This window comes from Methylocapsa aurea, from assembly GCF_000746085.1.
Lineage (GTDB): Bacteria > Pseudomonadota > Alphaproteobacteria > Rhizobiales > Beijerinckiaceae > Methylocapsa > Methylocapsa aurea.
In genome coordinates, this window is sequence record NZ_JQKO01000015.1 from 11,970 (window position 1) to 24,254 (window position 12,285).

Sequence of the window (12,285 nt, forward strand, 5' to 3'; positions counted from 1 at the left end):
ATTTCAGGCGCAATGGTTAAGACTGGGCTTTGACAAAAGGCATTCCGCGAGACAGCCAATGGACTCCTATCGCTCGCTTGAGCAGAAATTCGCCCGCTTAGGCGCGATCAACGACGTCATAGGCGTCCTCAATTGGGATACCGAAACCACCATGCCGGACGGCGCGGCCGATAGCCGCTCGGAACAATTGTCAACATTGGAGGGGATGGCGCATGGGCTGCTCGCCGCGGCCGAGACCGGCGAACTGCTGCAGCGGGCCGAGGAGACCGCGGACGCACTTGACGATTGGCAAAGCGCCAATCTGCGCGAGATGCGGCGCGCCTATCTTCATGCCGCAGCGGTTCCCGAGGACCTCGTCGAGGCGAACTCCAGGGCGGTGTCCAGGTCGGTCATGGCTTGGCGGCAAGCGCGCAAGGCCAGCGATTTCGCCGCAATGCTGCCTTATCTTGCCGAGGTGCTCGATCTCCAGCGCCAGATCGGCGCGATCAAGGGCGAGGCGCTTGGATTGTCGCCCTACGACGCCCTCCTCGATGGCTACGAGCCGGGGATGCGCCAAGCCAAGATCGACGGGCTCTTCGCGGCTCTGCGCGCCGAGTTGCCAGGCCTGATTCAGGCGGCGCAGGCGCGCCAGCAAAGCCTGCCCTCAGTCCAAGCCTTGACTGGCCCCTTCCCGATCGACAGCCAAAGGCGTCTTGGCGAGCGGCTCATGACGGCGGTCGGCTTCGATTTCGACCGCGGCCGCCTCGACGTCAGTTTGCATCCATTCTGCGGCGGCGCGACCGACGATGTCCGGATCACCAGCCGCTACAACGAGGACCGGTTCATCAGCGGCCTTATGGGCGTGCTGCATGAGACCGGCCACGCGCTTTACGAGCAGGGCCGGCCAGCCGCTTGGCGGCGCCAGCCGGTCGGGTCGGCCCGGGGCATGGCGCTGCACGAGAGCCAGTCGCTGCTGATCGAAATGCAGGCCTGCCGCTCCCGCGCGTTCACGGAATTTTTGGCGCCCCTCCTGCGCGAGGCCTTCCAATGCGAGGGCCCGGCATGGAGCGCCGAAAATCTTTACCGCCATCTGACCGCGGTAAAGCCAGGATTGATCCGGGTTGACGCCGACGAAGTCACCTATCCGGCCCATGTCCTGCTGCGCTACGATCTCGAAAAGGCGCTGATTGGCGGCGATCTTCGCCTGGCGGATCTGCCGGCGGCATTCAATGAGGGCATGAAGGAGTTGCTCGGCCTAGACGTGCCGAATGATGGCTTGGGGTGTCTTCAGGACATCCATTGGCCGGGCGGGAGCTGGGGCTATTTCCCGACCTATACGCTGGGAGCGATGGCGGCCGCGCAGCTCTTCGACGCCGCCGGCCGCGCCGATCCCGAGATTCCCCTGGCGATTGGACGCGGCGATTTCGAGCCGCTCCGGTCCTGGCTGCGCATCAATGTCCATGCGAAGGGCAGCTTGCTGGAGATGGATGAGCTTCTGATTGCGGCGACAGGTCAACCACTCAGCGCGGAAACATTCCAAAAGCATATTTCGACGCGCTACCTGGGAGATTCCTGAGCGGCTTATGAGCCCGCCGGAACATGCTCGGACGTCTTGATGTCCTATCGACCGACCGGACTGGCGCCGATGAAGCCAATCGGCTGGCGAGACCCAGCTTATTTCGAGGGTTGTCCGTGGTTGCGGGCATGATGAGAGCGTTTTTGTTTCCTGAGGCCCCAGCTCTGCGCAATGCCCGGGCCCGCCGTATAGCCGATCACGCCGCCAGCCACCGCGCCAACCGGGCCGCCAACCAAGAGCCCGGCGACCGCACCCATGGCGCCGTCACCGAGGCGCTCTTGCGCGCTCGAAAATGAAGGCGCGCAAATCATGGCCAGAGACGCTGTTACGACCAAAAGAGCTTTCTTCATCAAATATCCCTGTTGCTGCGCGCACGGCGCCGATAATCACGGATCGCCGCTGCGCCTGACGGATTCTCATCCGATCGCGTGAAAATTATAGGGAGAGATCGCGTTCATTCGAAGGCGGCGGCGCTTTTTGCGTATCCGCCAGCGGCAGGCCTGGGATGAAGTGGCGGCGAACGCCAGGATACTTGGCGCGCAGGTCAGGATAAAACCGAAACCAATGCTAGGAAGAAGTTTGCCGAAGCCGAGTCCGTCTGACCCAGGCTCAGGCGTGTTTGCCCGCAAAGGCAAACTTCGCGGCTCATATGGTTCGCGACCTTTTGCCGATCAGCCCAATGAGAACCTGCGCGCCACTGTGGCGCGCTGATGGCTAAGCTAATCGCCTCTTCCGCAAGCTTGGCGATATCTACGGCAATTGCCTTCGCCTTGCTCGCCTAACTCCTCTTTGTGGAGACAAGCTCTCCGCAGTTCCCCACAATTCGGTGAAACAGACCGGCCTTGGCGATGTTGCCCAGACTCTATTCGGACGCCTCCGGGCCCAAACTCGACACCCTGTGAGAACCCCGAAGCAGGAAAAGCAAGAAAAGCCGCCGCAGCTAGGGCGAGTGCATACGTGCGCATTAGAAATCCTCCTTGTGTACCAATCGCCAACTGAGGAGGGACGTGATTGGTTCCGGGCTGCGATCTCCGCTGCACCTGCGACGGGGCATGGCCCCAAAACATGAGGACGTCGCTCTACCCCATCCGCAATATTCGGGGCTTATGTGGATCGCGCAAGCTCGAATGGCTGACAGCGCTGGAGCGATCCGAAAACATCTCGGAAGGTGTGAAGGTGATCAACAAACTGGCGCCATCTGCGCCAGATTCTAAGGCCCGCAGCGTTTCTCGGCGACGAAGTCTACGCTGGCGCTTTCAAACTCGACGATGAATGTCTCGACGGTCGTGGCTTCTGCTGATTCCTGACGCGCTCCCGTCTTCGCGTCGTAATCGTAATTTCCGCCTTTGGGCACATCGAGCCAATAATCGACGAAACCTTCTTCCGCCTGAACGTCGTAGGCTAGGTCATCCCAAGGGCCTACTTCAAAGCGGCAAAAGCATTCCACGACGAAGTCCCGCCATGCGTCGCATTCGCCATCCTGGGCCACAGTTCTGTTATAGCCGCGCATTTCCTGGATGAGTCTGTTGAGCGTCATTGTTGTCATCGGACTTGTCCGGTAGCCATCTTGTTTTGGACTCTATACAATTCATCACATTTGAAAAAGTTCCATAACGACGCCAAACGCGTCGAGGTCGATTCGTGTTCTAGAGCGCGTTCCGATTGGATGGAATCATCCAATCGATAAGAACTCGTTCCAGATCAATAAGTTGGAGCATGTTCTTTTGAGACATCGGATATATCCGATGTCCAAATATCGAAAAAGTCGATCAACTTTTTCGGAACATGCTCTAGGGGAGCGGAGGCGATGGCTCGAGCTCTGAAAGAGAATATGCGCCGCGCCAATTCGGCTCAGCAGCGACGCATCAGCACATTGGCAAGCCATCCTGGCAGGCAAGCTGGACGGCAAGAGTTGTGACGGATCGGGCCGAAAAGCCAGCGTCGACGTTGTTCAGCGTTCCGGCTACCGGGCAGTCTGCGACGGCGGGACCTTCGCGGCGGGCAATCGGCCTCGCGCATGAGGTCAAGGTAGTCGCGCTCCATGTCTTCAATCACACGCTCGTCGTTTTCCGACGCTCAGCGAGAAGCTGGCCCGCCCACATCTGGCCACAGGTCGCAGCGGCGACTTGGATTTGTCAAAAACGTCTGGTCGAGTCAGGTTGCGATCGGACCAGCGACGATCTGGGGAATGTTCGTTAGATGGGAGAGAACAAATGCTTGAAACTATAGCAGTTATCCTCATTGTCCTCTGGTTGCTGGGCTTGGTCTCTTCCTACACAATAGGCGGGTTCATTCATATTCTCTTGGTTATAGCGGTCATCGTGATCGTGCTGCGTTTAATTCAAGGCCGAGGCATCCTGTAGCGGCGCGTGAATGTGATCACCCTCCTTTTTTAGCCCTCGATATAGGAGGCCGAACCGGATTGAGCCCAAAGCGCACCGCGCGGGCAATCATGTCGATCGTCGAGATTGAAGGCGGCGCGCCAGATCCGTCCGACGCGCCAGAGGGTCAAGCGGCTGCGTTGTGCTCCTCCGCGAGGATAAAGCAGCGGTTCGCGCTAGGCTTGAACGCCAGATGGATAACCCTTGTCTTTTCGCGGCCGTCGTCTAGGCGAATGTCGTAATTCGCCATTGATTTGGGTCCCGCCTCGTGCGCCGCGATGATCTCGCCGTCGCCGCTCGGATTCGCTGCATCGCCTGGGTATCCGGTGAAATGAATCCTCTGGCCGACTTTGAGGTCGTCATATTTACGGGGTTCCGTCGTCATCTTTTCGATCTCCATCGAAGCGAAGCGCCTCGGTGACGCCGCTCGCAGGCGGCGCTTCACAAGCGCTCAGACGTCCGGGTTTAAAGTTCAGGCCAAATCATCAATCCTCGCTATCGGATCGCGCCGTCGGATTTCATCCCTTGGCTCACGAATTCGAGGCTTACGCTGCGGCCGATGTTTCCCCGAATTTCGCTCTCTCGCTATCGAGGTCGGCAAGGGATCGTAGTCGGCAGAAGGCCGCGCCAATCACCAACGTTTGGCGGCGGCTTTCCGAAAAATTTCCTTACGGATGACTATCCGCCACAAAAATAAAGCTAACTAATTGAAATCATTGGCGCGCCCAAGGGGAATCGAACCCCTGTTTTCGCCGTGAAAGGGCGACGTCCTAGACCGCTAGACGATGGGCGCGGAAGCTGGCGAGATCGCATTGCAAGATTTGCTCAGCCGGGCGGACATATAAAGGGCGGCGGCTGGACTGGCAAGTTCAACTATGCGCTTTCATGCCGAACGCGGCCCGGCGGCGGGCGCCAGATCGAGCAGCCGGAGCTGCACGCGGTCCCTTCCGCCCCAACGGTCCAAGGCCAGGGTTCCGGCAAGATGCATCATGGCGCCGCGTCCGGCGTGCAGCGCCCGCCCCAACGGCTCTGCGCCGGCGCGAAAGGCTATGCCGTCGATCCTGGCGCCATCCCCCGCTTGCGCCCGCAGCCGCACATGCCCATTGCCGACGTCGGCGACATCGACGAGCCGATGGGCGGGCAGGACAAAAATCGGCTCGGCATTGCCGGCGCCGTAAGGACCGGCCCGCTCCAGCGCCGCCATCAAAGCCGGCGTCGCCGCGGCGGCGGTCAGCGCCGCATCGATCAGCAAAGCCTCGCCGGCTCGCCCCGCAGCGACCGGCGCGGCGAGTTTTTCTTCAAGAAAAGCTTGAAAATCGGCGACGCGCTCGCGGCAAATCGTAATGCCCGCCGCCATGGCATGGCCGCCGCCCTTGACGAGAATCCCAGCCTCCACCGCCGCGCGCACCACGCGGCCAAGATCGACGCCGGGAATCGAGCGCCCCGACCCTGTCCCCACCCCTCCCGCGTCAAGAAACGCGATCGCGAAGGCAGGACGCCGAAACTTGTCCTTGAGTCGCGAGGCGACGAGCCCGACAACGCCTGGATGCCAGCCGTCCGCCGCCGCAACGACCGCCGCGCCAATGTCGTCGAGGCCAAGGCTCGCCAGGGCCTGCGCCTCGGCGTCCTCCAGAGTCGCCCGCTCCAACTCCTGGCGCTCACGATTGAGCCGGTCGAGTTCTTCGGCGATGCGCCTGGCTTCAACTGGATCGGCGAGGCTCAACAGCCGGGCGCCAAGCGCGGCGTCGCCGATTCGCCCGCCCGCATTGATGCGGGGACCGATCAGAAAGCCAAGATGATAGGGTTTTGGCGGTCCATCGGCCCCCGCTACATCGAACAAAGCCGTCAGGCCCACCCTCCCCCGAGCGCGCATGACGGCCAGCCCCTTGGCGACAAAGGCGCGATTGAGGCCTGTCAACGGCGCGACATCGGCGATCGTCGCAAGCGCCACCAGATCAAGCCCGGCGAGCAGATCGGGAGCCTGCCGCGTCGATGAAAAAAAGCCGCGCTGGCGCAATGCCCGATTGAGCGCGATGAGGGTCATGAATGCGACGCCAGCAGCGCAGAGCTGGCCTTGCCCAGAGAGATCATCCTGCCGGTTCGGATTGACGATAATCGCCTCGGGAAGAATTTCGGGCGCTTGGTGATGATCGAGCACGATGGGGTCGAGGCCAAGCCGGCGGGCCTCGGCCAAAGGCGCATGGCTCATCGTGCCGCAATCGACCGTGATCAGAAGTTTGGCGCCCGCCTCGGCAAGGTTGCGGATCGCTTCGACATTGGGGCCATAGCCTTCGAAAATCCGGTCCGGAATATGAATGACGCAGGGCGCGCCGCAGCTTGAAAAATAATCGGCGAGCAGAGCCGAGGAGGCCGCGCCATCGACATCGTAATCGCCAAAGATCGCGATTTTGTCGGAGCGCTCGATCGCGTCGGCGATTCGCTCCGCCGCAGCCTCCATGTCCTTCAACGCATTGGGGTCCGGCAAGAGCCGCCGCAGCGTCGGATCAAGATGCGCTTCCGCCGTCTCCGGCGTAACGCCGCGCCCGGCGAGGACGCGGGACAGGAGATCGCCCGCCCCGACCAATTGCGCGATGGCGAGCGCCCGCGCCTGGCCTCCAACATCGAGCCGATCGCGCCAGGGACGCCCCAGCGCGGAGCGCTCGACGCCAAGAAAGGCGCGCGGCTTTTGGGCGGACAGCGATTCGGCCATTCCCGACCTTAGCGGGTCCGGCTTTGAAATTCGAGCGCGTTGATTTTTCCGATCGAAAGCCCGGCGGCTCAGGCCGGCGTCACCGCTTTTGCGCGATGCTTTCCCCAAGCCTTGCGGCATAGCGGGCCATCAGGTCGACTTCGAGATTGATCTCTTCACCCACGCGCCGCTCGCCCCAGGTCGTGACCTTCAAAGTGTGCGGGATCAGGAGCACCGAAAAGACATCGTCCTCCACGCTATTGACGGTCAGGGAGGTTCCATCAAGCGAAACCGAGCCTTTCTCCGCAATGAAACGGGCGAGATCCTTCGGCGCGCGAATGGAAAAGCGCTTCATTCCATCGAAATCCTCGATCGTGAGGATCTTCGCCAAGCCATCGACATGGCCGGTCACGATATGGCCGCCAAGTTCATCCCCGAGCCTTAAAGAGCGCTCAAGATTGACGCGCGCGCCGGGCTTCCAATGCCGCGCGCTGGTCCGGGCGAGGGTTTCCGCGCCGACATCGACCTCGAACCAGGTCTTTTCGCCGGCGGCTCCGATCGCGACTGCGGTCAAGCAAGGGCCGCCGCAAGCGATCGAGGCGCCGATGGCGATTGTCTCGGCGGGATAGGAACAAAGGATCCGCGCGCGTAACAATTCGCCGCGCGGCTCGACTTTGTCCACCTCGCCGATATCGCTCACAAGACCGGTAAACATCAGATCGCTCTTTCGTAGCGCGTCAGCCGGTCCGCGCCGATCGCCCGCGTCTCGACGCAATGGTACCGATCGGGATCGGCGAGCGCGGCGGCGCTTGGCGGGGCGAGCCCCAACACGCCCTCCCGCCCCAGCGGCTTGGCGCTGGTGAGGATCATGACGTCATCGGCGAGCCCCTGCCCGATCAAAGCCGCCGCGATGCGGGGGCCGCCTTCGCTGAAGACCCGGGTGAGGCCGCGCGTCGCGAGCGCCTCCAGCGCGGCGCGGAGATCGACGCGGCCGGCGCCGTCGCGCGGCGCCATCGCCACCTCGAGTTTTTCGGCGCGCAGGCGATGCGCGGCTTCCTCCGAGGCGCCCTCTCCCGCGATCACAAGCGTCGGATGGGTCTTGGCCGTCGCGACAAGACGCGATCCAAGTGGAAGCCGAAGGTCGCTGTCCAGCACCACCCGCAAAGGCCGGCGCGCTTCAAGCCCGGGAAGCCGCACGGTCAACAGGGAATCATCCGCCAGAATCGTTTCAATGCCCACCATGATGGCGTCATGCATGGAGCGCTGGATATGCACGTAGCCATTGGCCGGCGCCCCGGTGATCACGAGACGCGGGTCATGCAGGGAGCCAGCGGCATGAAGATCGGCCGTCAAGGCGAGTTTCAAGGTCACCATCGGCCGCTGGCCGGAGACCCGCAACATATGGCCGAGATTGGCCCTCAGCGCCTCCTCCGCCAGCAGGCCCTTTGTGACTTTGACGCCGGCGGCGGTTAAAATCTGATCGCCTTCGCCGCCGACGCGCGGATCCGGGTCGTCGACGGCATAGACGACGCGCGCAATTTTGGCCGCGATGATGGCGTCGGTGCAGGGCGGCGTCACGCCATGATGGCTGCAGGGCTCCAAAGTGACGTAGAGCGTCGCGCCGCGCGCGGCCTCGCCGGCGGCCCGCAAGGCTTCCGTTTCGGCATGAGGGCGCCCGCCCGGTTTGGTCCAGCCGCGGGCGAGGATGATATCGTCCTTGACCACCAAGGCGCCCACCGCGGGATTGGGGGCGCTGAGCCCCAGCCCGCGCCGGCCCAGCGCGATCGCCGCCGCCATGAATCTTTTGTCGGCGCCGGGCTGGATCATGCCCGGCTCGGCGAGCGCGCCTTCGCCGGCCCCGGCTCGACGCCCTCCGTTGGCGCGAGAGCGCCGCTCGCGAGTTCGTCGATCAGAGCGTTGAAATCGCTGGCCTCGCGGAAATTCCGATACACGGATGCAAAACGGACATAGGCGACGCTGTCGAGCGCGCGCAGGCCCTCCATGACAAGCTCCCCGATCCGCTCGCTCTGGATTTCGTTTTCGCCCTGACTTTCGAGCTGGCGCACGATTCCGTTGACCATCCGCTCGACGCGCTCTGGCTCCACCGGACGTTTGCGCAAGGCGACCTCGAGCGAGCGCATCAGCTTTTCCCGCTCGAAGGGCGCCCGCCGCCCTGATTTCTTCAAGACCGTCAATTCGCGCAATTGCACGCGCTCGAAGGTGGTGAATCTTCCGCCGCAATCAGGACAGACCCGCCGGCGGCGGATGGCGGAGGCGTCATCCGTCGGCCGGGAGTCTTTCACCTGAGTTTCGAGACTGCCGCAATAAGGGCACCTCATGGCGGGCTTGCCTCAGTTCGCCTCAGTAGATGGGGAAGCGTCCGGTCAGATCCTCGACGCTTGCCTTGACCTTGGCTTCAACCGCGCCATTTCCAGCATCGCCATTCGCGGCGAGGCCGTCCAGGGTTTCAGCGATCAGCTCGCCGACCTTCTTGAACTCGGCCACGCCGAAACCGCGCGAGGTCGCCGCCGGCGCGCCGAGGCGAATGCCGGAGGTCACCATCGGGCTTGCGGTATCGAAGGGCACGCCATTCTTGTTGCAGGTGATCGAGGCGCGGCCGAGTGCGGCTTCCGCGGCCTTTCCGGTCAACTGCTTCGGCCGAAGATCGACCAGCATCAGATGATTGTCGGTGCCGCCGGAGGCAAGCGCGAAACCGCTTTCCTTGAGCGTCTCGGCAAGCGCCTTGGCATTGTCGACGACCTGACGCGCGTAAACCTTGAAATCGGGCTGCAAAGCTTCGCCAAAGGCGACCGCCTTGCCCGCGATCACATGCATCAGGGGTCCGCCTTGCAGCCCCGGAAACACCGCCGAATTGACTTTCTTGGCGATTTCGGGGTCGTTGGTGAGGACCATCCCGCCGCGCGGCCCGCGCAAGGTCTTATGCGTCGTCGTGCTGACGACATGGGCGTGCGGAAATGGCGAAGGATGGGCCCCGCCCGCGACGAGTCCGGCGAAATGCGCCATGTCGACGAAGAAATAGGCTCCAATGGAATCCGCAATGGCCCGGAAACCGGCGAAATCCCAATACCGCGGATATCCAGACCCGCCCGCGATGATCAGCTTTGGCTTATGCTGCTCGGCAAGCTGGGCGACGGACTCCATGTCGATCAGATGATCGTCCCGGCGCACGCCATAGGGAATCGGCTTGAACCATCTTCCCGACAGGTTCACCGGCGAGCCATGGGTCAAGTGCCCGCCCGCTGCGAGATCGAGGCCCATGAAGCTATCGCCCGGCTGCAAAAGCGCGAGAAACACCGCCTGATTCGCTTGGCTGCCGGAGTTTGGCTGGACATTGGCGAATTGACAGTCGAACAGCCGCTTCGCCCGCTCGATCGCCAAAGTCTCGGCCATATCGACGAATTGACAGCCGCCATAATAGCGCCGGCCTGGATAGCCCTCGGCATATTTATTCGTCAGGACCGAGCCCTGCGCTTCAAGAACGGCCTTCGAGACGATGTTCTCGGAGGCGATCAGCTCGATCTCATGCCGCTGCCGGCCGAGCTCCAGCTCGATCGCCTTGGCGATTTCGGGATCGGCGTCCTTAAGAGTCGCCGCGAAAAAGGAATTTGGAGCGGGCCCGCCCCTTTCGGCGCTGGATTGGCTCATTGATGGGAGCTCCTGTGAAAATGCTGGCGCGCGCGCCAGGTTGGAAAGCTGGCGTAACGGCCCAGCCTGTCGGACGTACGGGTTATTCGACGGGTGCTGCTGGCCATAGCATGACATTCCGCCAGAGTGAAGCCGCGGCATGGATGGTTTTGGACTGATGGATTTTGACGCTCGGCGGCGCGCGCCTTGATGCGCTCTGCCAATCGAACCTTTGGGCTTTGAGAAAGTTACGGCTGAGCAGATCTCAGTCGCTCCCTTTAGAAGAAATCCGGCGCGGCGGCGGCGGCGGCAATCGGTCCTATAGCTGGAGAATTCGTCAAGGTCAGAACCTGATCGATACTTATCTTAAGCTTATCGATGAGACCTAAACAACACAGCTCTATTTTTGAAGAACAGGAGAGCTTTCGCTCCAGACGAAGGGACGGCGCCGCACTGAAGATGGACATCGCTAAAGCAAGCATCTGGACAGGCGCTTCGCGGCGCAAGGCAGTTAAGGGGCCAGATCTGGCTCGTTCTGAATGGGAGTTAACAACGGAGTTACGGAAATGACGCAATTCGACAACCTGACCCAGGATATTGGAGCGCGATTTAACCTCGGCCCCAAGGCCGGCCCGCTCATTCAAGAACTTCTCCGCCTGATCGCCGGACCGCCGGAGGGCGTCGCCGGGTTCCTGAACAAATTCCGGACGGCCGGCCTCGCCTCGGAAGTCGACTCCTGGTTGGGCAGATCGGACAGCGCCCCTCTCTCGCCGCCACAAGTCGAGCAGGCGTTAGGCCGATCCGTCGGCGAGATCGCAGGCAAGCTCGGGCTTAATCGAGAAGTCGTTGCGACCGCGATTGGCTATATCGCACCGAAAATGATCGGCATGATGACTCCGGGGGGCATTATTCCCACCTCCATCCCCGCTTGGGCGTCGCGATTTTCTCAACCCGCCGCCCCAGGGTCATCATCCCGCATCAGCGAATTCTCGACGGAAAGGGCCAGGCAAACGTCCCTCGGACAGGCCAACAGAGGACAGGCCAGCGAAGATATTTCCAGGCGCAACCGGTGGCTTATGCCCGCCGCAGCGGCCCTGGTCGCGATTGGCGCGCTGGGATATCTGATGTCCGGGCGAACCGGCGATCAAGCAGCGATCCAGCCGAGCCCCAGTTCGACCGCCATGGCGCCGGCGGCTTCGATCCCCGCCCGCTTGGCGCTCGTCAATGACAACGGTCTCGTTGTGTTTTCCGGCGTCGTCCGGGATGGCGCCGCGCGCGGCGCGATCATGGATTCGCTCAAGAGGGCGTTTGGGGCCGACAAAATCAGCGGCGACCTTACGGTTGACGGACGCGCATATCCGGCGACATGGGTCAACAATCTGAAAGCCGCGCTGGACAATTTCAAGACGCCGGGAGCCCAGGCCCTCTTCGAGGGGAATAAACTAAGCGTTGGCGGACCGATTTCCGACAGCGAACGCAACAGGATTGTGAATGCGTTGAAATCCGTCATGGGAACACAATACGCCTTTGCGACTTTGTCCGATGGCGCCGCCGCCAAAGGCTCGGCGCTGAGCGCCCTCAAACCAGGGTTCACCGGCGCTGAGCTGGTTGGCGTTCTCAATCAGTCGAATTTCGATTTTCCAACCAATAGCGCCGAGCTTCCGGCGAGCGCCAAGCCCATCTTGCAGCAGGCCGCCAGTCTGATGAAACAACTGCCGGCCGGAACATTGGTCCAGATCGGCGGCTATAGGGACAGCGCCGTCGAATCAGCCACCAATATGCAGCTATCCCAGCAGCGGGCCGACGCAGTGCGCCAAGCCCTTGTCGAGGGAGGGGTCAATCCCTCCATGCTCCGCGCGAAAGGATTAGGCGTCGCCAACGGGGGCGCGATGGAAGGCCGCAGCAGCGACGCGGGACGCATGCGCGCAAGCCGCAGCATCGAATTCAGCATCGTTCAATAAAGTTGAGTTCGGTTTGCGACGAAGGATTTTGAGAAAGACCATCGCGGCTCGCCA

At 62.1% G+C, this 12,285-nt stretch carries 11 protein-coding genes and 1 tRNA gene; 4 read left to right on the forward strand and 8 right to left on the reverse strand.

The features are described 5' to 3' along the window. Positions 1-58: 58 nt before the first annotated feature. Both DL86_RS11460 and DL86_RS19825 read left to right on the forward strand, forming a co-directional pair. Complete coding sequence (locus DL86_RS11460) at positions 59-1,555, forward strand: carboxypeptidase M32 (RefSeq protein ID WP_036261496.1); 1,497 nt, start codon at positions 59-61, stop codon at positions 1,553-1,555. Between the two features lie 23 nt (positions 1,556-1,578). Next, positions 1,579-1,851 (forward strand): hypothetical protein, encoded by a 273-nt coding sequence (locus tag DL86_RS19825; RefSeq protein ID WP_156964602.1) that lies wholly within the window; start codon positions 1,579-1,581, stop codon positions 1,849-1,851. A gap of 914 nt (positions 1,852-2,765) precedes the next feature. Here DL86_RS19825 and DL86_RS11470 read toward each other — a convergent pair. Then, positions 2,766-3,101: a hypothetical protein gene (locus DL86_RS11470; protein WP_156964603.1), complete on the reverse strand. Its 336-nt coding sequence runs from the start codon at positions 3,099-3,101 to the stop codon at positions 2,766-2,768. A 667-nt stretch (positions 3,102-3,768) separates the two neighbouring features. Here DL86_RS11470 and DL86_RS19830 point away from each other — a divergent pair. Continuing rightward, on the forward strand, positions 3,769-3,918 hold the full coding sequence (locus DL86_RS19830; RefSeq protein ID WP_156964604.1) for a lmo0937 family membrane protein: 150 nt from the start codon (positions 3,769-3,771) through the stop codon (positions 3,916-3,918). A gap of 145 nt (positions 3,919-4,063) precedes the next feature. Here DL86_RS19830 and DL86_RS11475 read toward each other — a convergent pair whose 3' ends face one another. The 7 genes from DL86_RS11475 to glyA all read right to left on the reverse strand — a co-directional run bounded on the left by DL86_RS11475 (position 4,064) and on the right by glyA (position 10,291). Continuing rightward, positions 4,064-4,321, reverse strand: coding sequence for a hypothetical protein (locus DL86_RS11475; RefSeq protein WP_156964605.1), 258 nt, complete (start codon positions 4,319-4,321; stop codon positions 4,064-4,066). 332 nt (positions 4,322-4,653) lie between these two features. After that, positions 4,654-4,729: transfer RNA gene (locus DL86_RS11480), tRNA-Glu, on the reverse strand. Positions 4,730-4,819: 90 nt separating this feature from the next. Next, positions 4,820-6,646 carry a single-stranded-DNA-specific exonuclease RecJ gene (gene recJ / locus DL86_RS11485; RefSeq protein WP_036261502.1) on the reverse strand — a complete coding sequence of 609 codons (1,827 nt, stop codon included), beginning with the start codon at positions 6,644-6,646 and terminating at the stop codon, positions 4,820-4,822. 79 nt (positions 6,647-6,725) lie between these two features. Beyond that, positions 6,726-7,340, reverse strand: coding sequence for a riboflavin synthase (locus DL86_RS11490; RefSeq protein WP_036261503.1), 615 nt, complete (start codon positions 7,338-7,340; stop codon positions 6,726-6,728). Next, positions 7,340-8,452 (reverse strand): bifunctional diaminohydroxyphosphoribosylaminopyrimidine deaminase/5-amino-6-(5-phosphoribosylamino)uracil reductase RibD, encoded by a 1,113-nt coding sequence (gene ribD, locus DL86_RS11495; protein WP_036261505.1) that lies wholly within the window; start codon positions 8,450-8,452, stop codon positions 7,340-7,342. Before ribD ends, DL86_RS11490 begins: the two co-directional genes overlap by 1 nt. Beyond that, positions 8,449-8,964 carry a transcriptional regulator NrdR gene (gene nrdR / locus DL86_RS11500; RefSeq protein ID WP_036261506.1) on the reverse strand — a complete coding sequence of 172 codons (516 nt, stop codon included), beginning with the start codon at positions 8,962-8,964 and terminating at the stop codon, positions 8,449-8,451. The genes ribD and nrdR overlap by 4 nt, the downstream gene beginning before the upstream one ends. 22 nt (positions 8,965-8,986) lie before the next feature. Further along, complete coding sequence (gene glyA, locus DL86_RS11505) at positions 8,987-10,291, reverse strand: serine hydroxymethyltransferase (RefSeq protein WP_036261508.1); 1,305 nt, start codon at positions 10,289-10,291, stop codon at positions 8,987-8,989. Positions 10,292-10,836: 545 nt separating this feature from the next. Here glyA and DL86_RS11515 point away from each other — a divergent pair. Next, positions 10,837-12,231, forward strand: coding sequence for an OmpA family protein (locus DL86_RS11515; protein ID WP_036261511.1), 1,395 nt, complete (start codon positions 10,837-10,839; stop codon positions 12,229-12,231). Positions 12,232-12,285 lie beyond the last annotated feature (54 nt).